15 protein-coding genes, 2 tRNA genes and 1 pseudogene are annotated in these 23,358 nt (G+C 68.7%); 7 read left to right on the top strand and 11 right to left on the bottom strand.

Going from position 1 to position 23,358, the window contains the following annotated elements:
* Positions 1 to 31: 31 nt before the first annotated feature.
* Both ACZ4AA_RS27075 and ACZ4AA_RS27070 read right to left on the bottom strand, forming a co-directional pair.
* Positions 32 to 2,005, bottom strand: coding sequence for an outer membrane protein assembly factor BamB family protein (locus tag ACZ4AA_RS27075; RefSeq protein ID WP_467608210.1), 1,974 nt, complete (start codon positions 2,003 to 2,005; stop codon positions 32 to 34).
* 110 nt (positions 2,006 to 2,115) lie between these two features.
* Positions 2,116 to 3,126 carry a glycoside hydrolase family 26 protein gene (locus tag ACZ4AA_RS27070; protein ID WP_467608206.1) on the bottom strand — a complete coding sequence of 337 codons (1,011 nt, stop codon included), beginning with the start codon at positions 3,124 to 3,126 and terminating at the stop codon, positions 2,116 to 2,118.
* Between the two features lie 220 nt (positions 3,127 to 3,346).
* On the opposite strand from ACZ4AA_RS27070, the gene ACZ4AA_RS27065 reads away from it, so the two are divergent.
* Genes ACZ4AA_RS27065 through ACZ4AA_RS27055 form a run of 3 tightly spaced genes read left to right on the top strand, consistent with a single transcriptional unit; the run spans position 3,347 to position 7,330 of the window.
* On the top strand, positions 3,347 to 3,862 hold the full coding sequence (locus ACZ4AA_RS27065) for a hypothetical protein (protein ID WP_467608203.1): 516 nt from the start codon (positions 3,347 to 3,349) through the stop codon (positions 3,860 to 3,862).
* Between the two features lie 25 nt (positions 3,863 to 3,887).
* On the top strand, positions 3,888 to 6,062 hold the full coding sequence (locus ACZ4AA_RS27060) for a bifunctional polysaccharide deacetylase/glycosyltransferase family 2 protein (protein ID WP_467608199.1): 2,175 nt from the start codon (positions 3,888 to 3,890) through the stop codon (positions 6,060 to 6,062).
* On the top strand, positions 6,059 to 7,330 hold the full coding sequence (locus tag ACZ4AA_RS27055; RefSeq protein ID WP_467608196.1) for an acyltransferase family protein: 1,272 nt from the start codon (positions 6,059 to 6,061) through the stop codon (positions 7,328 to 7,330). Before ACZ4AA_RS27060 ends, ACZ4AA_RS27055 begins: the two co-directional genes overlap by 4 nt.
* A 94-nt stretch (positions 7,331 to 7,424) precedes the next feature.
* Here the strand turns inward: ACZ4AA_RS27055 and ACZ4AA_RS27050 are convergent, their stop codons facing one another.
* From ACZ4AA_RS27050 to ACZ4AA_RS27040, 3 genes are all read right to left on the bottom strand, one after another.
* Positions 7,425 to 9,284 (bottom strand): hypothetical protein, encoded by a 1,860-nt coding sequence (locus tag ACZ4AA_RS27050; RefSeq protein ID WP_467608194.1) that lies wholly within the window; start codon positions 9,282 to 9,284, stop codon positions 7,425 to 7,427.
* Positions 9,285 to 10,247: 963 nt separating this feature from the next.
* Positions 10,248 to 10,331, bottom strand: a tRNA-Pro gene (locus ACZ4AA_RS27045).
* A gap of 785 nt (positions 10,332 to 11,116) precedes the next feature.
* Positions 11,117 to 11,644 (bottom strand): hypothetical protein, encoded by a 528-nt coding sequence (locus ACZ4AA_RS27040; protein WP_467608192.1) that lies wholly within the window; start codon positions 11,642 to 11,644, stop codon positions 11,117 to 11,119.
* An 860-nt stretch (positions 11,645 to 12,504) separates the two neighbouring features.
* On the opposite strand from ACZ4AA_RS27040, the pseudogene ACZ4AA_RS27035 reads away from it, so the two are divergent.
* Positions 12,505 to 13,449, top strand: a pseudogene (locus ACZ4AA_RS27035) (LacI family DNA-binding transcriptional regulator); the annotation flags it as partial.
* A gap of 239 nt (positions 13,450 to 13,688) precedes the next feature.
* On the top strand, positions 13,689 to 14,234 hold the full coding sequence (locus tag ACZ4AA_RS27030) for an MOSC domain-containing protein (protein WP_467608188.1): 546 nt from the start codon (positions 13,689 to 13,691) through the stop codon (positions 14,232 to 14,234).
* Between the two features lie 122 nt (positions 14,235 to 14,356).
* Here the strand turns inward: ACZ4AA_RS27030 and ACZ4AA_RS27025 are convergent.
* The 3 genes from ACZ4AA_RS27025 to ACZ4AA_RS27015 form a co-directional block, all read right to left on the bottom strand.
* Positions 14,357 to 14,430, bottom strand: a tRNA-Pro gene (locus ACZ4AA_RS27025).
* A gap of 28 nt (positions 14,431 to 14,458) precedes the next feature.
* Entirely contained in the window at positions 14,459 to 15,259 is an 801-nt protein-coding gene (locus ACZ4AA_RS27020) for a Pr6Pr family membrane protein (RefSeq protein ID WP_467608185.1), read from the bottom strand.
* Positions 15,260 to 15,564: 305 nt separating this feature from the next.
* Complete coding sequence (locus ACZ4AA_RS27015; protein WP_467608182.1) at positions 15,565 to 16,494, bottom strand: metallophosphoesterase; 930 nt, start codon at positions 16,492 to 16,494, stop codon at positions 15,565 to 15,567.
* 239 nt (positions 16,495 to 16,733) lie between these two features.
* Between ACZ4AA_RS27015 and ACZ4AA_RS27010 the strand changes: the two genes are divergently transcribed.
* Positions 16,734 to 17,198 (top strand): GatB/YqeY domain-containing protein, encoded by a 465-nt coding sequence (locus ACZ4AA_RS27010; protein ID WP_467608180.1) that lies wholly within the window; start codon positions 16,734 to 16,736, stop codon positions 17,196 to 17,198.
* A 283-nt stretch (positions 17,199 to 17,481) separates the two neighbouring features.
* Here the strand turns inward: ACZ4AA_RS27010 and ACZ4AA_RS27005 are convergent, their stop codons facing one another.
* Positions 17,482 to 19,773, bottom strand: a complete 2,292-nt coding sequence (locus ACZ4AA_RS27005; RefSeq protein ID WP_467608177.1) for a transglycosylase domain-containing protein — start codon at positions 19,771 to 19,773, stop codon at positions 17,482 to 17,484.
* A gap of 405 nt (positions 19,774 to 20,178) precedes the next feature.
* Between ACZ4AA_RS27005 and wblA the strand changes: the two genes are divergently transcribed.
* A complete protein-coding gene (gene wblA / locus ACZ4AA_RS27000) occupies positions 20,179 to 20,517 on the top strand; it encodes a transcriptional regulator WblA (RefSeq protein ID WP_028799159.1) in 339 nt (112 codons plus the stop codon).
* Positions 20,518 to 20,863: 346 nt separating this feature from the next.
* Here the strand turns inward: wblA and bagB are convergent, their stop codons facing one another.
* Entirely contained in the window at positions 20,864 to 22,336 is a 1,473-nt protein-coding gene (bagB, locus tag ACZ4AA_RS26995) for an ATPase BagB (RefSeq protein WP_467608174.1), read from the bottom strand.
* On the bottom strand, positions 22,333 to 23,310 hold the full coding sequence (gene bagA / locus ACZ4AA_RS26990; RefSeq protein ID WP_467608170.1) for an ATPase BagA: 978 nt from the start codon (positions 23,308 to 23,310) through the stop codon (positions 22,333 to 22,335). Before bagA ends, bagB begins: the two co-directional genes overlap by 4 nt.
* Between the last annotated feature and the right edge of the window lie 48 nt (positions 23,311 to 23,358).

The raw sequence follows: 23,358 nt of genomic DNA, 5'->3' as shown, positions 1-23,358 counted from the left end.
GGCGGGGCTCCCGCCCGATCGGCCGGAGGCCCTACCGGTAGAGCCGCACACCGCCGTTCGAGCCGAGGGCGTTGAGCACCAGGACACCGCCGTCCGGGGTGACGTACACCGTGCCGGAGGTGAAGCTCCACTTTCCCTTCCCCGCCGGCAGGCCGGCGACCGGGGTGGTGCGACCGGTGCGCGGGTCGACGGTGATGAGCTGGGGGGAGCCGGACGTGGTGACGGCGTACACCTTGTCGTGCGCGCCGGACGCGGGGACCGCGAGCGCGGCGGAGCGTGCGGTCCAGAGCTTGGCGCCGGTGGTGGTGTCGAAGGCGTCGATCAGCGTGCTGCCGGCGGCCGAGGCCGGGGTGACCAGGACCTTGCCGTAGAGCCGCGCGGAGTGGTCGGCGCCGGTGGTGTTGCCGGTCGTGAGCTCGTCGTTGCCCACGGCCAGTTTGCGGCCGGTCCCGTCGGCGCCGAAGACCCGTACGGCGTCCTGGCGGGCCGTGTGGACGGAGGCGACCAGCGGGGAGCCGGACAGGATGTGCGTCACCTCCGAGTGGGCGCTCTCGGGCTTGCGCCAGATCACCTTCCCGGTCCTGCCGTCGTACGCGGTGAGGGTGAACCGGGTCTTCCTGTCGAGGCAGAAGTCGTCCACCAGCACGATGCCGTCCGCGCCCCAGTCGTAGGCGTTGCAGTAGTGGCCGCGGGCCTTGTAGCCCCAGACGCGGCTGCCGGTGCGCAGGTCGACACCGCCGAGGAAGTTCTCGCTGACGATGGTGGCGACATCGCCCTGCACATAGGTCGAGGCGGTCGCCGCCACGCGGTGCTTGGCGCTGGTCAGCGGCAGGGACCAGAGGATCTTGCCGGTGGACGCGTCGACGCCGGCCAGCCGGGTGCAGGTGCTGCCGTCCTTGCCGAAGGCGACCGTGCCGATGCCCTGGGCGTTGAGCGTCGGCGACATCGCGCAGGGGACGGTGTCGCGGTCGGCGGCGGTGGCGGGATCGGCGGTGGGCTCGGCCGTGGTGCCGGTGGACGCTGAAGTGCCGGAGGACCCGGTGGACGCGGAGGTGCCGGAGGATCCGGTGGACGCGGAGGGTTTGGCGGGGGCGGAGGGCTTGGCTCTCCACACCTGCTTGCCGTCGGTGAGGTCGTAGGCCCGCAGACCGCCCCGGCTGCTGGCCCGCACGAGCAGTTTGCCGGTGACCCAGCTGCCGATCAGCGCGTCGTCCGCGGCGGGCGCGGGTATCTGCCACTCCTGCGTCAGCTGCTCGGAGGCGACGGCGGCGGCGTCCTCCTGCTCGAACAGGACGGCGGTGCCCCCGCCGGCGGCGACGAGGACGGTGAGGGCGAGCGCCATCCGGCCCACCCACCTCGGCTTCCCGGCCGGCTCGCCGTCCGAGCCCGTACGGGCCGGCGGCTGCGCGGCGGCGGGCTCGGGGCGGCGGAGGGCCGCGTCGTCGAAGAGGTCCGCCGCCGACGGGTGCCCGGACTCCTGTCCGGCCGGTCCGCGGCGCCGGGTGGGGGCGGGTGTCCGGCGCTCCGGTTCGTCCAGGGACTCATGGGCGCCGGTGCGGGGTTCGGGGGCCCGGGGCGGCACGCCGGTGTCCCAGCGGGTACCGGAGGATCCGCCGTACGGCTGGGCCGGCCACCCGTCGTCCCACTGAGCGGCCGGCGCCGTCCGCCGCTCCTCCTGGTAGGCCTGCTGGTCGTCGCGGTAGGTCTGCTGGTGGTCCTGGTGGGTCCGCTGGTCGTCGCGGTAGGTCTGCTGGTGGTCCTGGTGGGTCCGCTGGTCGTCGCGGTAGGTCTGCTGGTGGTCCTGGTGGGTCCGCTGCTCTTCGCGGTACGTCCGCGGGTGGTCCTGGTACGTCCGCGGCTCGTCGCGATACGTGCGCTGCTCTTCCCGGTACGCCCGCTGTTCCTCCCGGTACGGCTGCGGGCCGGCAGCCGGTGTGCGGGGCCGGAAGGCCCAGCCCTGGTCCTCCTGCGGAGCCCCCTGGCCCGGCGACGATTCCGTCGTCATCTCCGTGTTTCTCCCCTGGTCGGGCATCCGCTTGCGCCAGCCGCAGTGATGCTCCGTGATGAATGCTGTTTCTTACGGTTTTCAGACCGAATTCTCGTAATTGCGCAAAATCAGCCGCTCTTGAAGGAATGACCGAATCTGTTCCGGGTCGACTCCACCTGGAAAGCGGCCAGCGCACCCACCGACGTACTGATCCGCCAGTCCATCAGCTGCTTGCCGCCCGGCCAGTCCTTGCGCTGGTCGTACCAGACGAGCCCGATGACGCCGGCCTTCGCGGCGCCCCGGAACAGGTCACGGATGTGCGCCTCCTTGCCGTCGCTCTGCGCCACCCCGGTCTCCGCGATCAGCACCGGCTTGCCGGAGAAGTCCGCGATCTTGCGCAGGGTGGGGGCGAACAGGCTGGAGAAGGCGACGCCGTCGATGGGCCCGTAGTAACCGATGAGGCCGACCCAGTCGACGTAGGCGCTGCCGGGGTAGTAGGGACGCAGCTCGGCGGTGGTTCCCGAGTCGATCACGTGCGGGGTCCACACCCAGATCACGTTGGTGACGCCCTCGGCGGCGAAGATGTCGTGCACATGCTTCCAGGCCGCGACGAAGTCGGCGGGCTTGGCGTGCCCGGGACCCCAGGAGTTCCACGGGCCGTTCATCTCACCGGCGAAGGAGAGGGCCAACGGGCCGTCGTAGGCGGCGATCTGGTGCGCCAGTCGGCGGACGTAGGCGTCGTCCTCGCCCCTGCCGATGTCGGCGAGCGGGGTGTCGGAGGGCACCAGCGCCATCATGGGCAGCTGGCCGTGCTGCCACAGGAAGGCGTCGCCCTCGGTGTCGAAGTCGTCGCCCCAGGAGCTGTAGTACTCCCGGATGTCGGGAGCCCGCCCGGCCTCCTTGGCGAAGGTGGTCACGATGCCGTACTGCCAGGGCGTCTTGTCGTCGACGACCCCCAGCGCGCGGCCGGACGGCTTGAGCAGGGACGTGACCTGGAAGTGCGCGTCGGGCGCGGTGGTCGTACCCGCCTCGGCGCCGCTCCCGCTCGCCGTGCCGCCGCAGGCGTCCGCCAGGAGCGCGACAGCGATCATGAGGATCGCGGCGACCGTCAGGCGGCTGCGGCGGCGGGGTATGGCCATGCGTCAGGTCCCATCGAGCAGAAAGCAAGCGACGTCGCCGGGACTCTACGAGACCTGCGTGACATTCACGGAATCTGCATACTAATCTAGCCGCATGATCCGGGGGTGGGTCGACTGATCTCCTTTTCCTCGCACATACATCACTTTTCCGTATTGCTCACCGCCTTCGGCTTGCCGAACCGGCGGACGTAACACGATGAACGAAGGCTCGAGGCTGTCGATGACCAGTACCTCCACGGAGGTCGAGCCGGCTCCCGTCTTTGTGGACCAGACCGGTCAGCGCGGTCGCCGTCTGCGCGGACTCGGCTGGCTGGTGGGCATCCTCTGCGCCGGGTGCGTGCTCGCGATGGTCTCCGGCCTGGTCGGAACCCAGTCGCAGGCGCCCGCGCTCACCGTCCCCGCCTCCGCCGACACCACACCGCCCAGCCAGTACCTGAACGCGCCGCTGCCCGCGGCTCCCGGCGCCGCCGAGAGCACCCCCGCGGCAGCGGCCGGCTCCGACGCCACCGCGTCCGTCACCGGCGCCATCGCGTCGGCCACCGCCACAGCGGGGGCCGGCACGGCGGCGACAGGCTCCACATCCGGCGCCACGTCGTCCGTCCCCGACGCCATCCCGTCGGCCACCGCGACCCCGGCCACCGCCGGCACGGCAGTGACCGGCTCCACGACCGACGCCCCCGCGACGACGACAGCCGGTACGGCAGCGTCGAGCCCCCTGACTGCCACCGCGCAGTAGCCAGACGCGACCGACCAGGAAGTCCATGTCCCGCTCCCGCCATCAGCGCCCCCGGCAGTCCCTCGCGCGACCGCGCCGCCTCGCCGCGCCTCCCCTGCGTTTCTTCCTGCCGGTGACCGTCCTGACGACCCTGCTGGCCCTGATGGTGCTCCGGGGCATGGCGAACAACGAGGTCTTCCACGACGACAAGATCGCCACCTCGGTGGACAAGGGCACCGTCCCGACCGGCGTCCTGGAGGGCGGCCCGGTCGTCGACGCGCGCGGCGCCAAGAACGGCAAGCCGGTCAGCTACACGATCCCGAACAGGACGGTCGTCCTCAGCTTCGACGACGGGCCCTCCCCCCAGTGGACGCCGAAGATCCTCAAGGTGCTGAAGGAGAAGGACGTCCGCGCCGATTTCTTCGTCACCGGCTCGATGGTCACGCGCAACCCGGCACTGATCCGCCGGATCGTGGCCGAAGGCCATGAGATCGGACTGCACACCTTCACCCACCCCGACCTCGCGCTGCACTCCGGCAGCCGGCTCACCTGGGAGCTTGGCGAGACCCAGCTCGCGCTGGCCGGTGTCGCGGGCATCCACTCCAGCCTGTTCCGCCCGCCGTACTCCTCCACCGTGGACGCGCTGGACGACTGGTCGTGGCCGGTGACCAAGCAGGCCGGGTCCGAGGGCTACCTGACCACCTTCATCAACAAGGACACCGACGACTGGAAGCGCCCCGGCGTCGACTCCATCGTCAAGGCGGCCATGCCCGACCTCCCCGGGCAGGGCGAGATGATCCTGCTGCACGACGCGGGCGGCAACCGGTCGCAGACCCTGTCCGCGCTGCCGGTCATCATCGACAAGCTCAAGGCCCAGGGCTACACCTTCAAGACCACAGGCGAGGCGCTCGGCACCGGCTCCGCCAACACCAAGGTCAGCAGCTACAACCTGTGGGTCGGCAAGGCGTTCCTGTGGTGCACCACCTTCTCGGTGTGGCTGATGCCGTTCCTGGTCGGCCTGCTCGCGGTGGTCGGCGCGCTGGTCATGGCGCGGTTCGTGCTGATGCTGGTGCTCTCGGCCGTCCATGTGCGGCGCATCCGTAAACGGGGCTTCTCCTGGGGCGACCCGGTCACCGAACCGGTCACCGTGGTCGTCCCCGCGTACAACGAGCAGGAGTGCATCACCAACACCCTGCTCTCCCTGGCCGCGAGCGACTACCCCATCGAGGTGATCGTGGTCGACGACGGGTCGACCGACGACACGTCCGCGATCGTGGAGGAGCTCGACCTGCCGATGGTCCGGCTCATCCGGCAGCCCAACAGCGGCAAGCCGACCGCCCTCAACACCGGCGTGGCCGCCGCCTCGTACGACCTGATCGTCATGATGGACGGCGACACGGTCTTCGAGCCGTCCACCGTCCGCGAACTCGTGCAGCCCTTCGCCGATCCGCGCGTCGGCGCGGTCGCCGGCAACGCCAAGGTCGGCAACCGCGACACCCTGATCGGCGCCTGGCAGCACATCGAGTACGTGATGGGCTTCAACCTCGACCGCCGGATGTACGACGTGCTCAACTGCATGCCGACCATCCCCGGCGCCGTGGGCGGCTTCCGCCGCTCCGCGCTGGAGCAGGCGGGCGGCATGAGCGACGAGACCCTCGCCGAGGACACCGACGTGACCATGGCCCTGCACCGGGCCGGCTGGCGGGTCGTCTACGCGGAGGACGCCCGCGCCTGGACCGAGGCGCCCGTCAGCATGAAGCAGCTGTGGTCGCAGCGGTACCGCTGGAGCTACGGCACCATGCAGGCGATGTGGAAGCACCGGCACGCGGTGCTGGAGCGCGGCGCGGCCGGCCACTTCGGCCGGGTGGGTCTGCCGTTCGTCGCCCTGTTCATGGTGGTCACCCCGCTGCTCGCGCCCGCCTTCGACATCGGCATGGTCTACGGCGTGGTCTTCGTCGACGCGTACAAGACCCTCGCCGCCTGGTTCGCGGTGATGGCCCTTCAGGCCGTCTGCGCCTGGTGGGCCTTCCGTCTGGACAAGGAGAAGGCGTGGCACCTGATCACGCTGCCGGCCCAGCAGGTGGTCTACCGCGTGCTCATGTACATGGTGCTGATGCAGTCCGCCATCACCGCTCTGACGGGAGGCCGGTTGCGCTGGCAGAAGCTGAAGCGCACCGGCGAGGTGGGGCTCGATGTCACAACGGGGGCGATGAGTTCATGAGTACCGCGGAACGAGGTGCCTACGGCACCCAAGGCTCTTTCGACACCGTCGCCCTGCGGGTGACGGACCCCGCCCTGATTCCCACGCAGCGCGGTCCGCTGCCCGAGGAGTCCCTCCCCGCGCCCGCGCGCAAGCCCGGCCGTGACCGCTACCTCGACCTGCTGCGGGCGCTCGCCCTGGTCCGCGTGGTGATCTACCACAACTTCAGCTGGACCTGGCTGCCGATCGTCTTTCCCTCCATGGGCGTCATGTTCGCGCTGGCCGGGTCGCTGATGGCGCGGTCGCTCAACCGGCCGGCGCTGAGCGTGATCCGCGGCCGGCTGCGCCGTCTGCTGCCGCCGCTGTGGCTGTTCGGCGCGGTCGTGGTGCCGCTGATGTTCCTCCAGGGCTGGCGGGCCGGAGCCCACCACCCCGACTGGTGGTGGGCCGATCTGGCGTACTGGGTCCTGCCGTTCAGCGAGCCGCCGTTCGGGGCCTCGCTGCACACGTTCGGCGGGCATCTGCCGAGTTCCTGGGCCGAGCAGATCTGTGTGCCGCTCTGGTACCTGCGCGCCTACCTCTGGTACGTACTGCTCTCGCCGCTCCTGCTCAAGGCGATGCGGAAGCTGCCCTGGGTCACTCTGCTGGTGCCGCTGGCGCTCGCGTTCCTCATCAACTCCGGTCTGGTCGACCAGTCCGGCCGGCTGATGGAAGCCGCCACCGACTTCACCACCTTCGGCTCCTGCTGGCTGCTCGGCATGGCCCACCAGGAGGGGCTGCTGCGCAGGATCCCGCAGTACATCGTGCCGTCCGTGGCCCCGCTGGTGCTCATGTTCGGCCTGTGGTGGCTGCTGCGGTCGCCGGTGGACAACCCGCGGATCGGCCACGACCTGGAAGCGGTACCGGTCGCCCAGGCGATCTGGTCGTTCGGAGCCGTGATGCTGCTGCTGCACCTGAGCCCGTTCTGGGAGCAGTGGCCCAAGCCGCTGGAGAGGTTCAACGGCGTGATCAGCCTGCTCAACTCCCGCGCGGTCACCGTCTACCTGTGGCATTCCTTCGCCCTGGTGCTGACCGAGCCGCTGATCGACCTGCTGTGGGACAACAGCTTCTTCTACGACCACGCGCAGTGGCTGCTGGTGAGCCAGTGGACCCCGCTGGTGGTCGCCGTTCCGCTGATCTGCCTGGCGATCCTGCTCTTCGGCTGGATAGAGGACGTGGCCGCCAAGCGCCGCCCGCGGTTCTTCCCGTACCCCGGCCGTGCCAAGGGGGGCCGCCGCCGGGGCCGTTAATCACGCGGTACGCGGCAGAGCGGCCGCGACGGCGAAGGGCGCCCCGGTGGTTTCCGGGGCGCCCTTCGCCGTGGTCGTCGCAGATGAGGACTGCTCAGCGCACGTCCACGTAGTCGTGGTAGCTCTCGGCGTCCACGTAGGAGCCGGACGAGAGGTAGACCGCGACCCAGGTGCCGTCCTGCTTCGCGGTGAAGCGGGCGGTGAAGTGGCCATGCGAGTCGGTCTTGACGGAGCCCAGCGTCGTCCAGGACTTCTTGCCCTTGGCCTGGAAGGCGATGTAGACGCGCTGCTTGCCGAACGCCCCCCACTTCGTGCCGCTCAGCCGCTGCAAGGTGCCGGTCGTGGTCACGGTGTGGCCCTTGCGCACCGGCTCGGGACCGGCGTTGAAGCCGGTGATCCTGGTCGCGGTGCGGTTGAAGTGCACGGAGTTGGAATAGCCGGACTGGTAGTCCGAGGACCCCGCCGAGTACAGCCGCCAGTAGCCCTTGGGCACCGCCACGTACCCGTCGAGGTTGAAGGTCCCGTCGGACTTCGTGTTGAACCAGCCGAGCGACTTCCAGCCGGTCCTGCCGTCGGCCGACTGCTGGAGATACAGCTTCCTGTTCGGCGGCACCTTGCCGTTGCTGGCGCTCATGCTGCCCTGGACGTGCAGGTCGGAGTACTCGTCGATCCAGCTCGAACAGAAGCAGATGTTCGTCTTGTTGATGACGTCGACCTTGAACTGCGCGTGCGAGGGCTTCAGATACGGGTCGCTCAGGTAGCTGTTGCCGGTGGTCTCGACCGTGAACGTGGCGTCGTCGTACGGCATGTAGGGGTCGGTGAGCGTGAAGCGCCCGCCGGTACCGCTGGTCGCCGTGGCGTAGTAGCCCATGTCGAGCGCGACGCCCTTGGCCGGGCGCCAGGTGCCGTCGTACAGGTACTCCACGACACCGGACGAGGAGGCCTTGGTGCCGAACTTGATCCGCGCGCTGGTGTGGTCGAGGCGGATCCGGCTCGGGCTGACCGCGACCGGCAGGGTCTTGCTGTCGACGAGCACATAGGTGTTCGTGCCGTCGGGGTTGGCGATCCAGAAGGAGAGCGAGACCGGCACGGACGTGGTGTTCTCGCTGTACGGCCGCGGCGCCACGTCGATCGCGTAGCTGCCGTCGGCGGCGGTGACGGCGCTGTAGGAGTACTGGGCGATCACGCTCAGCGTCTTCCCGGCCAGCGGCGAGGTGTCGCCGGTGATCGGGTCGAAGAGCGAGATACGGCCGCTGAGTGTGACGTGCTTGTGCTCCACGTCCAGCACGGCGGGGCTGATGCTGCGGTCGGCGAAGACCGGCTTCGGCTCGATGTCCACGGTGGTGGCGTCCGCCGCCGTGGTGCTGTCGCCGTCGCTGTCCTTGGCGCTGACCGTCACGTCGTAGTTGCCGTACGAAGGCAGCTGCGTCATGCGCGGTGAGCGCCACACGCCGTCCTGCGGCGTGCCGGAGACGAGCGTGAAGCCGGTGACCGCGACGGTCGCGGGGTCCGCGCCGTGCAGCTCGGTCAGGTCGGCGGACACCTCGGTGACCGCCGAGTCGGAGGAGACGGCGACCGTCAGGAATCCGGCGTCGGAAGGGTCGGAGCCGACGCTGCCGAACACCGGCGCGCCGGTGCCGTCGGCGGGCGCGCTGCTGCTCGGGTCGGGCGTCGGCGTGCCGGTGGGCGGGTCGGTCGGGGACGGATCGGCGGGGGCCGGGGTGTCCGACGGTTCGCCGGTGGGCGGGTCGGTCGGGGCCGGGGTGTCCGAAGGAGTCTCGGACGGGGCGCTGGTGGGTGTGTCCGTCGACGTCGGCTCGGACGTCGGATCCGACGGCGGGTTCGTGGCCGCGGTGGCCGCGGTGGCCGCCGGGTTCTGCGCGGGCGTGCCGCCGTCGTCCGCGTACGCCAGCGCGGGCGCGGCGAGGAGCGCGGCGCCCAGTGCGGCGGACACGGCCGCCGACACCAAAGAGCGTGTTCTCACTGCTGGATTCCCCCCACGGGAACGGCGCGGCCTCGCTGCCCCGGAGATCCGGAAGCCGGCCGCGCTCTTTGTACGGTTGCTGTGAACATCACGCAACGAGTCGAACTGTAGTGCCTGCCCCTGACATCGGAGCAAGGGGTTAACGGCCCCGGGCGGAGACCTCAACTCCTCTTGTGGACAAGGCCCTTGAGAGGGGTCTGCGGAGGGGTCCGTCGATGCCCCGGCATGACTTGCTCGCGAATGGGCCGGCCACGTGGCCCGGACACCGCCGAAGCTCCTGTGCCGCCGGAGCTGTTGACGGGTGTCTGGACGAAGCGCTGCACGAAGTCCAGTGCGGTCCGGGCGACGTCTTGCCATCCGTTGTCACCGCGAAGGTCTCGTAGAGCTCGTGCGCCTCCTCTTCGCTGACCGTGTTGGCGAAGCCGTACCGGAACTGCTCGTAGGTGAGGGGCACCGCGCGGTGATGGTTGGCCGGGTGGTGCCACACCGGCGCTGTCGCCTTGAGCAGGTGGTACGGCAAGGGCAGTACGCCCCGGACGGGGCCCGGGTCGATCGCGACCGTAGCGGCGGCGACGCCGCGTCCGGCCGGCATCTGCACCAGGAGCCCCCCCGATCGAATGGCCGATGAGCACGGGCTTCCTGTCCAGCGCGCCGATCACGCCGGTCTCGATGTGGTCGGCGATCATTCCGACCTTCTTGTGAGCGAAGACCTCAGGATTCGCGTCGGCTTCTCCGACGAACACCACCGGCTGCGTGCCCGACAGGTTCGCTCGATCCACCTGCTCAGCCTCACGCGCGGTGATTCCCCAGTCGCTTGCCTTGCTCATCGGGTGTCTCCAAAGCGCTGGATGCGGTGCTTTGATGTTGGACACGCGGCAACGCCAGAGGGCCCTTACCGATCCGGTAAGGGCCCTCTGAACTGCTATGTAGCTGTCGGGGTGGCGGGATTTGAACCCACGACCTCTTCGTCCCGAACGCGATCAGGCCCCTTCGTGACCTTGATTCGTGGTCACCCTGACCTTCTCGTTCGGCGCCAGCTCCGTCCATTGCTGTTCGTGCCAGTCCCGGCTTGGTTGTCGGGTTTGGCCCCCCGTTTGGCCCCCGGCCATCCATACCTCCGGCGAGCGTGGACTGGCCGGCACCCACTAAAACTCGTCCCGCTTGGGCGCGCCGTGGACACTGCGGCCTTCTTCTGGCGGCTCACGTCTGCACGGACCCTCGCGTTGACGAGTGTGGCCCGACGCGAGAACGCGTCGCGTAGCTCGTCCGAAGAACGCGACGGATGCTGCCAGGCGTCGGTGCGCTCGTTTCTATTTCCCTGGTGGCTGGATGACAACGATTCGCCAGACCACCGAATCGGCCGCCGAGAACTTCCACGCCAGTTCGTGCAGATGAGCGTGCGGTATCTCGGCGGTGTATACGCCGGTCCCGTCACCGCACTGAGACCCGGCGAGAGGCTTTCCGGTGGCGATGATGTCGAAATTGGAGGGACCGGCACATGTCCACATCACCGTGATGGATGATGCCTTCCCCGCTGACGCAGGAAGTGTGACACCGCCCTTACCGTGACCCGTTTTTGTGTACAGCGTCTTCGATCCGACAGGGAGCGACGACTGGACCGGATTGGGAAGGCGGTCCGGGCTCGTTGGAGTCTGTATCGCAGAGGGGGGCATGCTGGCCCCCTTCTCCGCCCCATGGGTGGCGGTCGCCCGGGGGTGAGCCTCGCCGGAACAGGCCGACACGAGCACCAGGGCCGACAGGCTGACGGCCAGCAGGGAAGGCTTCATCAGATCGTCCTCAGCTCACGAGTGGGCGATGTAGGGCGAGAGTGCGGGGAGCTTGGCGGTCCCGTGGTTCGTGACCCTCCAGTCGCAGCCACCGTTGTAGGAACCCTGCTCCCAGTTGAAGGAGTATCCCTTCGAGCCGAGGGCGAGCCATCCGTCCCGCTGGCTCGCCGGAACCTTCCACGAGCCGCCCGGGGTGACGGTGGTGGTCTTCGCGTAGGAGACCGAGCCGCCGAAGGTCTCCTCGGCGGAAGCAACGATGATCGACTCACTGAGCTTTGCCGCATAGGTGAACGTGCCGGTCCAGGTGTGGCCCTTGGCCACCGAGACCGAGAGCGTGACGCCGGACTGTCCGTGAACGGTCTTGGACTTGTCACCGACGAACACGCTCTTGGCCTTGGTGATGGAGATGATCGAGTCTTGCTGGCAACCGTCCGGGTGTACGGGACCGTTGGCGTCGGCGTCGTCCGGCGCCTGAGGGATCGGGTTCCCGTCCTGGTCGGCATTGACCGGCGTCGGGGCATCTTCCGCAAATGCAGTTCCCACGCCCCCGGACCCCATGGCGAGAAAAGCGGTCAGTGCAGCGGCTGTGCATGCGCGAGTTATGGCGTTCATTGTTCCCTCCGTTGCCGCTCCCCCCGGGAGCGGCATGAACAGAACAATTGCGGACTGCCTGGGTGATCGTCAAGGAAACTCGATTGATCTGAGCAAGACTTGAGTAGGGCCATTGAAGCCGGGTCATTGGCTACACCTTGGCCCTGCAAGCAAGCGGAATCTCATGCTCCGTCGGTGCGAATCGATCGCGCGAGCGCGAGGATGTTGCCTTTTTAACAACCTTTTTGCTCAATCAAGGAATCTAAAGGATTGATCCTTGAATTTACCCTCGACCTTCATGACAGTTCGCCGAACAGGCTGGTGAACCACTTTTCGTTGGTCGGGCGACGGGCTAGAGGCAACCAATCGGGGCTGTATGGGCCGTGCTGCCGGTGCCGCTCGGGATACCCGCGAGCATGATGCAGTTGGTTAGTCACTATGACCGGCGACGGCTGGTGGGGAGGCATCTGCGGGTGCCGGTGGACGCGAGGTTGATGGAGCGCCGGCCGGCCGGCCGGGTCGGTGCTGTAGGTGGCCGGGGAAGTGTTGGTGGAGGAGTCCGGGGTCGGCAGTAGCGACCAAGAGCCGGAAGCCGGGATCCATGAGGCCGCAGCAGCACCCCACGGGGTGCCTCGCCTGCGATGCCGTCTCCTCAGGGTGGAACGCGCGGGGATAGGGGGCGCTTTGCTTGAAGACCGCTTGCTCCCGAACGTGATCAGGTGCCGCGTGACCTCGCTTCACGATCACTGACCTGCTTGTTCGGTTCCAGCCTGGCCCATAGCCGTCCGGAGCGGTCTTGACGTGACTGCGGTGCCGATGGCGATGCCATCCGCTTCCGGACCAAGGTTGCGGCAAAGAAGGCGGCCGACGCCGAAGAAGCGAAGCTGCTGGCCGGAACGAAGAAGGCGCCTCGCGAGCGGATCACCTTCGGTGCTTACGTCAACCGCTGGTATGCCGCACAGGACTTGGCGGCCTCCACCATGCAGAACTACCGGCGGCACATCGAAGAGCATTTACTCCCCGCATTCGAAGACTCAGCCGTCGCCGACATCCTGAGCACCGACATTGCCGCTTGGGAGAAGCACGAACGCGCCGTGCCCTATGCGGCATCCAGCGTCAAGCCATGGCGGGCCACACTGCACCCGATCCTCGCCGACGCTGTTGACGAGGGACTGCGCGACTCCAACCCGGCAACCAAGCGCCGCGGACGAGAAAAACGCGCCGGCCGCTCACGCAACCGTGGACCCGAGAAGGCAGTCACGACCGCACTCGGCATCCTGCTGCTCGCCGAGAGAATGGCCCTGCTGTCCGGCCGCGACGACGAGTTCCTTGCCGGCATCATCAAGGGCTACACCGGCATGCGCTGGGGCGAAATCGTCGTCCTTGAGACCGAGTTCGTCCGGCCGAAGAGCATCCGCGTTGAGTGGCAGCTCTACGAACTGGACACCGGCGAACTGCACCGCTGCCCGCCCAAGGACGACTCCTACCGCGACATCGACACACCGGAATTCCTCGCCTCCCTGCTTGCCGGCCACATCGCCCGGACAAGACCGAAGCCCTGCGAGTGCCACGGACTGGCCTACGTCTTCCGCGGCCATGGAACCGCCAACGGGTCCGCAAGCCGCCCCGGGGCGAAGCTGGTCGACGTGGCGCGCCGCTCCGGCGTATCGACCGGCACCGTCTCGAACGTCCTCAACCGCCCGGACGCCGTGGCGGAGTCGACTCGCGTGAAGATGCTGGAAGCTGTCAGCGATCTGATGACTGCGCTCACCGGGATGTGGGAGGAAGCGTTGGACGTGCGCCGGACGATGAGCGTCGGCTCGCCCGTGTCTGCTCTGGATGCGTTGCTGAAAACTCGCTAAGGGTTGTCTCGCAAACTCGCGCAGGATCGGGTACTGGCGCATCCGGCCGGTCCGCTCCCTGTTCCCTCCTCACAAGGCTGGTTGCCCCAACAATAAGATCGACCGCCGCAGAACGACAACAGGGGGAGGGCGTGATGACTGGTCAGGTCGCCGCAGTGAGCCGGAACGAGGTGTACTCGTTCAGCAAGCCCAATCGAGATTCCATCAGGCTGCTCACAGGGCTCGGGGTGGAGGGAGACGTTCACGCAGGTGAGACGATCCGCCATCAGTTCCGCATGACCTACGAGCCGGACCTGCCCAACCTGCGCCAGGTCCACCTGATGCACGAGGAACTCTTCGACGAACTCGCCCTCAAGGGCTTCAAAGTCTCTGCGGGCCAGCTCGGCGAGAACGTCACCACGCGCGGGGTGGACCTGTTGGGCCTGCCCACCGGTGCCCTGCTCCATCTCGGAGAGCAGGTGGTACTCGAGGTGACGGGACTGCGCAACCCATGCTCGAAGATCAACGACTTCCGCAAGGGACTGCTCGGTGAAGTCTTCACCATGGACTCCGTGACCGGTGAGTTCACATTCAAGAGTGGTGTCATGGCCGTGGTCCGCCACGGAGGGATCGTCCGCCCTGACGATGCCATCCAGGTCGAAACCCCGCCGCTCCCTCACCGCTCACTGGAGCGGGTCTAGCAGCGCGCCGATCGGGAGACAGATTCCAAGATCTTCTCCAGGGTTTCTCCAGAGAGCCCCTGGAGAACGAGACAGGCCCGGTGCTGATTCCTCAGCACCGGGCCTGATCTGCGATTTAGCTGTCGGGGTGGCGGGATTTGAACCCACGACCTCTTCGTCCCGAACGAAGCGCGCTGCCAAGCTGCGCTACACCCCGATTGTCGCTGCTCTCGCGGCGACGTCGTTTACTTTAGCCCACCGCTGGCCTGAGACGAAATCCGGTTTTCTGGGCGTCGGAGGCGGCGTCGGACCGGGTCGGGGCGCAGGTGGTCGAGGACGACGATGAAGAGGCCCAGGGCGTAGAAGGCGACGCCCAGGACGGCGGTGTTGCCGAGGACGCCCCCGTAGCCGTGCCGGTCCACGTCGACGAAGGGGTAGAGGTAGCGCGCCGGCGTTCCGGGAGTCAGCATCGCGCCGCGGGCCAGGGAGAAGGCCAGGTAGGCGAGGGGGTAGATCAGCCAGGTCGCCGCGTCGCGCAACGCCAGTGGGACCGGGCGCGTCAGCAGGAGCCAGTCGACGAGGACGGCGATCGGCGTGACCGTGTGCAGCAGGTGACCGGCGAGCGTCTGCCAGCCGGAGAGTGCGCCGGCGCCTCCGGTCATGGAGAACGGGGTCGACTCGTTCGCCAGGACCAGGTGATAGACGAGGCCGGTGATCGAGATGTAGATCAACGTGCCGCCGGTCAGGACCCCGGGCAGCGGCCTGCGCGCCGACCAGGCCCGGCGGGCCGACAGCGCGAAGACGACGGCGACGAGCAGGTTGGTCTGGATCGTGAAGTAGCTCAGCACCCGGACCGTGGAGCCCAGCTTCAGCTCGATGGCCACGCCGCTCGCGGCCGCGAGCGCCACCAGAACGCGGTACGCCGCCGTGGCCGGACGCCGGGCGGGAGCCACCACCGCCGTCGCGGGGACGAAGGGGCGGGTCGACGGGATGATCCCCGGTATCGCGGGGAGATCGGGTATGTCCCTCGGTAGGGGGTTGATCATGCCCTCACGCTAAGCGGATGAGGGCATTTGGGCGATATGTGTCGACCGGGTGGGTTACGAGGTCGTTCGGGATGTCATCCGGGCGGCGTGGGCCGGTGCGGCGGCTTCATCCGGTTCCCCCAGGGCATCCGGTCCTGCTGGTGTCCAGCCCGTCCGCCGCGGCCGGTGACCGTGGCGTTCTTCGGCATGCGGTGCCGGGACGCCTTTCGGCCACCCTCCGGTCACGGTTCGCGGCGGAGGCGCTTCGCAGCGTCTCCGCCATCGGTCCGGGTGCGGCCCGTACGCAGGTGGGGTCGGCGCCCCGCTTACTGGCCCCGCTCCACCAGCGTCAGCAGCGACGCCTCCGGCGGGCAGGCGAAGCGGACCGGTGTGTAGCGGCTCGCGCCGCAGCCCGCCGAGACGTGCAGGTACGAGGTCCGGCTCTCCGCCGTATGCCTGGAGAGGCCCTTCACGCGGTCGGTGTCGAGGTCGCAGTTGGTGACGAAGGCGCCGTAGAAGGGGAGGCAGATCTGGCCGCCGTGCGTGTGGCCCGCCAGGACCAAGGGGTATCCGTCGGCGGTGAAGGCGTCCAGGGCGCGCAGGTACGGGGCGTGCACCACGCCCATCGAGAAGTCGGCGGACGCGGACGGGCCGCCGGCCACGCGTGCGTAGCGGTCACGCTTGATGTGGGGGTCGTCGACGCCGGTCAGCTCGATCTCAGCGCCCTCGATCTTCAGCGTCCCCCGGGTGTTCGTCAGGTTCAGCCAGCCCCCGGTGTCGAAACCGTCGCGCAGGTCCTCCCACGGGTTGTGGACGGCGCCCACGACCGGCTTGTTGCCGTTCAGCCCGTGACGGCCCGCGGCCTTCTCGAACAGGTAGCGGGCGGGGTTGCGGAGCGTGGGGCCGTAGTAGTCGTTCGAGCCGAAGACGTAGGCGCCGGGGAACTCCATCAGGGGGCCGAGCGCGTCCAGTACCTCGGGCACGCCCTCCGGGTCCGAGAGGTTGTCCCCGGTGTTGATCACGAAGTCGGGACGCAGACCGGCCAGGGAGCGGAGCCAGCGCTGCTTCTTGCGCTGTCCGCTCACCATGTGGATGTCCGAGACCTGGAGAATGCGCAGCGGCCGCATCCCCGGCGGCAGGACGGGGACGGTCACCCGCCGCAGGCGGAAGGAACGGGCCTCGAACCCCGCCGAGTACAGCAGACCGGCGGCGCCCACCGCCGTGATTCCCAGGGGTACTCCGTATCGCGCGCGCATACGTCCATCGTGTCAGACTCCGGTGAGCGCTCTTACCCGGCTGTGGACAACCTGGAAGTCCCGTACGCGATCGCGGGGGAGCCGGTCGGGGACGGCCCGACGCGACCACGGGGGAGACGGTCGCGCACGGCCCTCCCGGACCACGAGGAGGGCGCCCCCGTACGGGACTTCGGTCCTCGGCCGGGCGCGCTGCGAAATCAACAGGCGTCCGCGTCACCGCACCTGCGACACTTGACGGCATGACCACGCTCAAGTCGAAGTTGCAGGAAGACCTCAGCGCCGCGATCAAGGGACGCGACGAGCTGCGCTCCTCGACGCTCCGGCTCACCCTCTCCGCGATCACCAATGAGGAGGTCGCGGGCAAGACCAAGCGCGAACTCTCCGACGACGAAGTGCAGAAGGTGATCGCCCGCGAGGCGAAGAAGCGCCGTGAGGCCGCGGAGGCCTTCACGCAGGGCGGGCGCGCCGAGTCGGCCGAGCGTGAGCGCGCGGAGGGCGAGGTGCTCGCCGTGTACCTGCCCAAGCAGCTGTCCGACGACGAGCTTCGGCAGATCGTCGCCCAGGCCGTCGACGAGGCGAAGGCGGCCGGTGCCGAGGGCCCGCGCGCGATGGGTGCCGTCATGAAGATCGTGAACCCGAAGGTGGCCGGCCAGGCCGAGGGCGGCCGTGTCGCCGCCGTCGTGAAGCAGCTGCTCGCGGGCTGAGTCAACGCGCCGTCAAGCAGTCGCCTGTCGGCTGACGCCGCCGTCGTCAAGCAGTCGCCTGTCGGCTGACGCCGTCGTCGTCAAGCAGTCGCCCGCCGGCTGACGCCGCCGTCCGTTGCGGGGCTGGTGTCCGGGTGACGGCATCGCCGGTTCCGGGGACGCCACCCGGTGAAGCCGTCTCCGGAACTCGCAACACCCCTTACGGAGAACGCCCCGTGGCCCAGGATCGACTCCTGGGCCACGGGGCGTTCACGCGTTCACGTGCCGGCTCGCGGTGTACGGGTCAGCGCTGGCCGCCGTTTCCGTTGCCGCTGTTCGTGTTGCCGCTGTTCGTGTTGCCCTGGATCCATCCGTCGGGGAGCGAGAACGTGGGCGACGGGAACGTCACTCCGCCGTCGCTCTGACCGCTGATGGTGTTGCCGATGGTGGTGTTGCCGTTCCCCTTGCCGCCGTGGCGGCCGCGGCCCTTGTTGTTGTCGTCCTGACCCGGGTCCTTGTTCTTCTCCGGGTCCGGAATGTTGATCAGGTTGAAGGACGGGGCGTCCTTGCCCACGAGGGCGCCGGTCATCAGGTCGCGCCAGATCGGACCCGGGACCTGACCGCCGTACACCTTCGCCTGGTAGACGCCGCCGATCTCGATGTTCACCATGTGGACCCGCTGGGTGGCGCTGCCGACCCAGACGGCGCCGGAGAGGTTCGGCGTGTAGCCGACGAACCAGGCGTTCTTGCGCTCGTCGGTGGTACCCGTCTTACCGGCGTTGGCACGGTCGGTGAGACCGGCCTGCTGGCCCGTACCGGAGTCGATCACGCCGCTCAGCAGGCTGTTGACCGTGTCGGCCGTCGTCTCGGACATGGCCCGCGAGCAGGTCGACTTGGGCACGTCCAGGGACTTCTCGCGGCCGCCGATCTGCTGGCTGATCGACTCGATGGCGACCGGGGTGCAGTACATGCCGCGGGAGGCGAAGGAGGCGTATGCCGTGGCCATGGTGAGCGGCGAGATGCCCTTGGCGCCCAGGGCGATGGAGGGCACCTCGGGGAGCTTGTCGCCGTTGCCCTGGACCACGCCGAGCTTGTCGATCTGGTTCATCACCGGGCACAGGCCGATGTCGGAGATCATCTGCACGAAGTAGGTGTTGACCGACTTGGCCATCGCCTCCTTCAGCTGATACGGGCCCTTCTCGGACGCGCTCTCGTTCGGGACCCGCTCGTTCGCCTGGTTCGTCCAGGGCTTGCTGCTGCACGTCTGCACGGGGCTGGGGTACAGCATCGAGTTCGGCGAGGAGTACTCCTGCGTCGCCGGCCGGCCCTGCTCCAGCGCCGCCGCGGCCACGAACGGCTTGAACGTCGAGCCGGTCGGGAAGCCGTAGTTCGAGCCGCCCATGTCGTAGTTGACCGAGTAGTTGTACTCGGTCTCGTTCTTGCCGTAGCCGAACGGCTTCGACTGGCCCATCCCGAGGATCTTCCCGGTGCCGGGCTCGACCAGGGTGGCCGCCGCGGCGACCTTGTCGGACTTGTAGACGTGCTGCTTCAGCGACGTCTGGATCGAGGCCTGGGACTGCGGGTCGAGCGTCGTACGGATCGTCAGGCCGCCCTGGTTCCAGATCTTCGCCCGGTCCTCCTTGGTCTTGCCGAAGACCGGGTCGCTCAGGAAGACGTTCTCCACGTACTTGCAGAAGAAGCCGGCGCCCTTGACCGCCGTGATGCAGCCGTTCTTCGGCTGGCTGACGTGCAGCCCGAGCTTCGTCGCCTTGGCGGCGTCGGCCTGCTCCTGGGAGATGTCGTGCACCTCGGCCATGCGCTGGAGCACGGTGTTGCGGCGCTTGAGGGCCTCCTCCTCGTCGTTGACCGGGTCGTACCGGCTCGGCGACTGGACGATGCCCGCGAGGAGCGCCGCCTCCTGGAGGTTCAGGCTCTTGGCGGGCTTGGAGAAGTAGCGCTGGGACGCGGCCTCGATGCCGTACGCCTGCTCGCCGAAGAACGTGATGTTCAGGTAGTTCTCGAGGATCTTCTTCTTGCCCAGCTTCTCTTCCAGCTGGATGGCGTACTTGAGCTCGCGGACCTTGCGGCCGATGGTCTGCTGGGTGGCCTGCGCGACCTTGGTCGGGTCGTCGCCCGCCTCTTCCACGAAGTAGTTCTTCACCAGCTGCTGGGTCAGGGTGGAGGCGCCCTGGGCCACGCCGCCGTTCTGCGCGTTCTGGTTGACCGCGCGCAGGATGCCCTTCAGGTCGATCGCGCCGTGCTGGTAGTAGCGCGAGTCCTCGATCGCGACGATCGCCTTCTGCATGTAGGGCGAGATGTTCTTGACGTCGACCACCGTGCGGTCGCGCGAGTACACGGTCGCGAGCTGACCGCCCTTGCTGTCCAGGATCGTGGTCCGCTGACTCAGCGACGGACTCTTCAGATTGTCCGGAATGTCATCGAACCCCTGGACCGAGCCCTTGGCCGCGAGACCGAGCGCGCCCGCGGCGGGCAGCGCGATTCCGGCCATGACGGCGCCCGCGAGCACGCTGACACCGAGGAACTTGGCGGCCTGCTGCGTAGGGGACAGACCACCGCCCGAGCGCTTCTTTGGCATGAGGGCAGCCTACGTTCTCATTCGCCGGACACGCGTATATGCCTTGGCCTAAGCTGCTCTCAACTGTCACAGCAGTGCGGCCACGTATCAATACGTCCGGCGACCCCGAATCGTTCCGGAGGTTCCGCGTTCCTGTGGAGCACGTGTCCGAATCAGCCTTGTGTGTCACATGGCGTCCGTTGTGACTCGACCAGATCATCCCGGTTTGCCGGAATAGCCGCGCATGTCCTCGGCTCACTCCCCCGGGTGATCTGCCGCTTACGCATAGTCCGTTCGGGCCATTCAAGATTGGGCCCGAAGGGGGTGTTGCGCTGTGCCCACCTTCCGTAACGTCCTCAACTGGCGGCGGTGAATATGCCGCTGCCGCCGTGGGGGAGCCTCGATTCGGGAGAGGACGGCGCCGGTATGGGCTGGGTAACCGACTGGAGTGCGCAGGCGGCCTGCCGCACTACCGATCCAGATGAACTGTTCGTTCAAGGAGCAGCGCAGAACAGGGCCAAGGCAGTGTGCACCGGATGTCCGGTTCGCACGGAGTGCCTCGCCGATGCGCTCGACAACCGCGTCGAATTCGGCGTGTGGGGTGGCATGACCGAGCGTGAGCGCCGCGCGTTGCTGCGCCGGCGGCCGACCGTCACCTCGTGGCGGCGCCTGCTCGAGACCGCGCGTACGGAGTACGAGCGCGGGGCGGGCCTGCTGCCCCTCGACGAGGAAGAGGTGTACGAGCGCTACGCGGCGGTGGGGTGAGGGGAGTTCGCCCGCCGACGGAAATGCCGACGGAAACGCCGACGGAAACGCCGACGGAAACGCCGACGGGAACGTCGACGGCGATGTCGAGGCGAACCTCGTCCATCGCGGGGGATTTCGCGCGGCGCCGGGGAGTTCGTCCTTCGCGGCCGGGATGCCGCTCCGGGCCGCGGCCGGGTTGCCGTGTCCGTCGCGCGGTCAGGACGCCACTCCGGAGCCCCGGGACTCGTACGGGCCTTCTGGGGCCCGCCCGGAGGCCGCGGGGGCAGGATGGGGCCTGAAGCGCCCCCGTGGAGGCTCCACACGGCACCCGGGGGCTCCACGTGTCCCTTCGGGTGCTCCGCGTTCAGCTTTCGGGAAGCTCGTGCCGGTGGGCCGCGAGCCGGTTCCCGATGTCCCGCAGTCCCGCGAGGTCGTGTACGTCGCCGGGCAGCGCGGCCACCTCGGCCACCGGCACCTCGGGGTGGCGCGCGGCGAAGCGGTCACGCGTGCGCTGCTCGCGGGAGAGCAGCTGCATGCGCTCGGCGTGGAGCCGCAGCAGGCCTGCGGTGAGCTGGTCGACGGATCGTTCCGGGGCCGTGGCGGCGGTCCTGTCCGTGTCGGCGGGGGAGCCTTCGTCAGGAGCTGATGCACCGGAAGCCGGTGTGTCTGAACTGCCGTACGTGCCAGGGGAGTTACGAAGTCCAGCCTTCCCGTTCGTCTGATCCACAATGCGGGCGTCGGCAAGATTTTCTGCGTCGGCGGATTCTGGACCGTCCCCGGCGGCGGGTTCGGCGGTCTCGGACTTGGCGGAGTCGGCGGCCTCGGCCTCGCCGGGGTCGGTCGTCTCGGCGTTGCCCGCGTCCGCGGTCTCCGGGTCGGCCGGCTCGGCGGTCTCCGCGTCGGCGGAGTCGAGATCCTCCGCGGCGGCGAGCGCCCGCTCGGCGGACAGCTGGGTGGCCCCGCTGCCGTGCACCCGGTTGAGCACCAGCCCGGCGAACGGCATCTCCTCCGCGGCCAGCCGCTCCACGAAGTACGCGGCCTCGCGCAGCGCGTCCCGCTCGGGCGCCGCGACCACAAGGAACGCGGTGCCGGGCGCCTGGAGCAGCTTGTACGTGGCGTCGGCCCGCGTGCGGAAACCGCCGAAGGTGGTGTCCATGGCCGCGACGAACGTCTGCACGTCCTTCAGGAGCTGACCCCCGAGCAGCTTGCCCAGGGTGCCCGTCATCATCGACATCCCGACGTTCAGGAACTTCATTCCGGCCCGGCCGCCCAGCTTGGCCGGCGCCGTCAGCAGCCGGATCAGCCGCCCGTCGAGGAAGGAACCGAGCCGCTTCGGGGCGTCCAGGAAGTCCAGCGCCGAACGGGACGGCGGTGTGTCGACCACGATCAGGTCCCACGCGTCGCGCGCCCGCAGCTGGCCGAGCTTCTCCATCGCCATGTACTCCTGCGTGCCGGCGAAGCCCGCGGAAAGCGACTGGTAGAACGGGTTGTTGAGGATGGCGGCCGCCCGGTCGCCGTCCGCGTGCGCCTCCACGACCTCGTCGAACGTGCGCTTCATGTCGAGCATCATGGCGTGCAGTTCGCCGCTCCCCTCGACCCCCTTCACCCGGCGCGGAGTGTTGTCCAGGGAGTCGATGCCCATGGACTGCGCCAGTCTGCGCGCGGGGTCGATGGTGAGCACGACCACCTTGCGGCCGCGCTCCGCGGCACGCAGCCCGAGAGCCGCGGCCGTGGTCGTCTTGCCGACACCGCCCGAGCCGCAGCACACCACGATGCGGGTCTCCGGGTCGTCGAGCAGCGGGTCGAGATCGAGGACGCGGACGGGGTCCAGGCTCATGACATCCCTTGCTTACGCAGCTGTGCGGCCAGTTGGTACAGGCCCGCCAGATCCAGGCCCTCGGCGAGCAGCGGGAGCTCGTGCAGCGGCAGGCCCTGTTCGGCCAGCACGCCGCGCTGTTCGGTCTCCAGCGTGTACCGCTCGGCGTACTCCTCGGCCTGCTGGAGGAGCGGGTCCACCAGCCGTTCCGCGAGGCCGCCGCGCCGCGCGCCGCCGAGACCGGCAGAGGAGAGCGACTTGGCGATCGCCGAACGGGGAGCGGTCTCGGCCAGCTCCAGGTCGACGGTGTCGAGGAGTGCCGGGCGCACCATGTTCACGATGATCCGGCCCACGGGAAGCTTCGCCGCGCGCAGCTCCGCGATCCCGTCCGCGGTCTCCTGGACGGGCATCTCCTCCAGCAGCGTCACCAGATGGACGGCGGTCTCCGGGGACTTGAGGACACGCATGACGGCCTGGGCCTGATTGTGTATCGGGCCGATCTTCGCGAGGCCTGCGACCTCGTCGTTGACGTTCAGGAAGCGGGTGATGCGGCCGGTGGGGGGCGCGTCCATCACCACGTAGTCGTACGTGAAGCGGCCGCTCTTCTCCTTGCGCCGCACCGCCTCGCAGGCCTTGCCGGTCAGGAGTACGTCCCGCAGCCCGGGCGCGATGGTGGTGGCGAAGTCGATCGCGCCGAGTTTCTTCAGGGCGCGGCCGGCACCGCCCAGTTTGTAGAACATCTGGAGGTAGTCCAGCAAAGCCAGTTCGGGATCGATGGCGAGGGCGAACACCTCCCCGCCACCTGGAGCGACGGCGATCTTCCGCTCCTCGTAGGGCAGCGCTTCTGTCTCGAAGAGCTGCGCGATGCCCTGCCTGCCCTCGACCTCGACCAGAAGGGCGCGCTTGCCCTCCGTCGCGAGGGCGAGCGCGAGGGCCGCGGCTACCGTGGTCTTGCCGGTACCGCCCTTGCCGCTGACGACCTGGAGCCTGCTCACGTATTCGAGCCTAACCAGTCCGCCGCCGGAGTACGCAGGAGGCTGTGG

The organism is Streptomyces sp. NPDC024698 (assembly GCF_055559015.1).
This window is presented reverse-complemented; position numbering and strand designations above follow the sequence as displayed.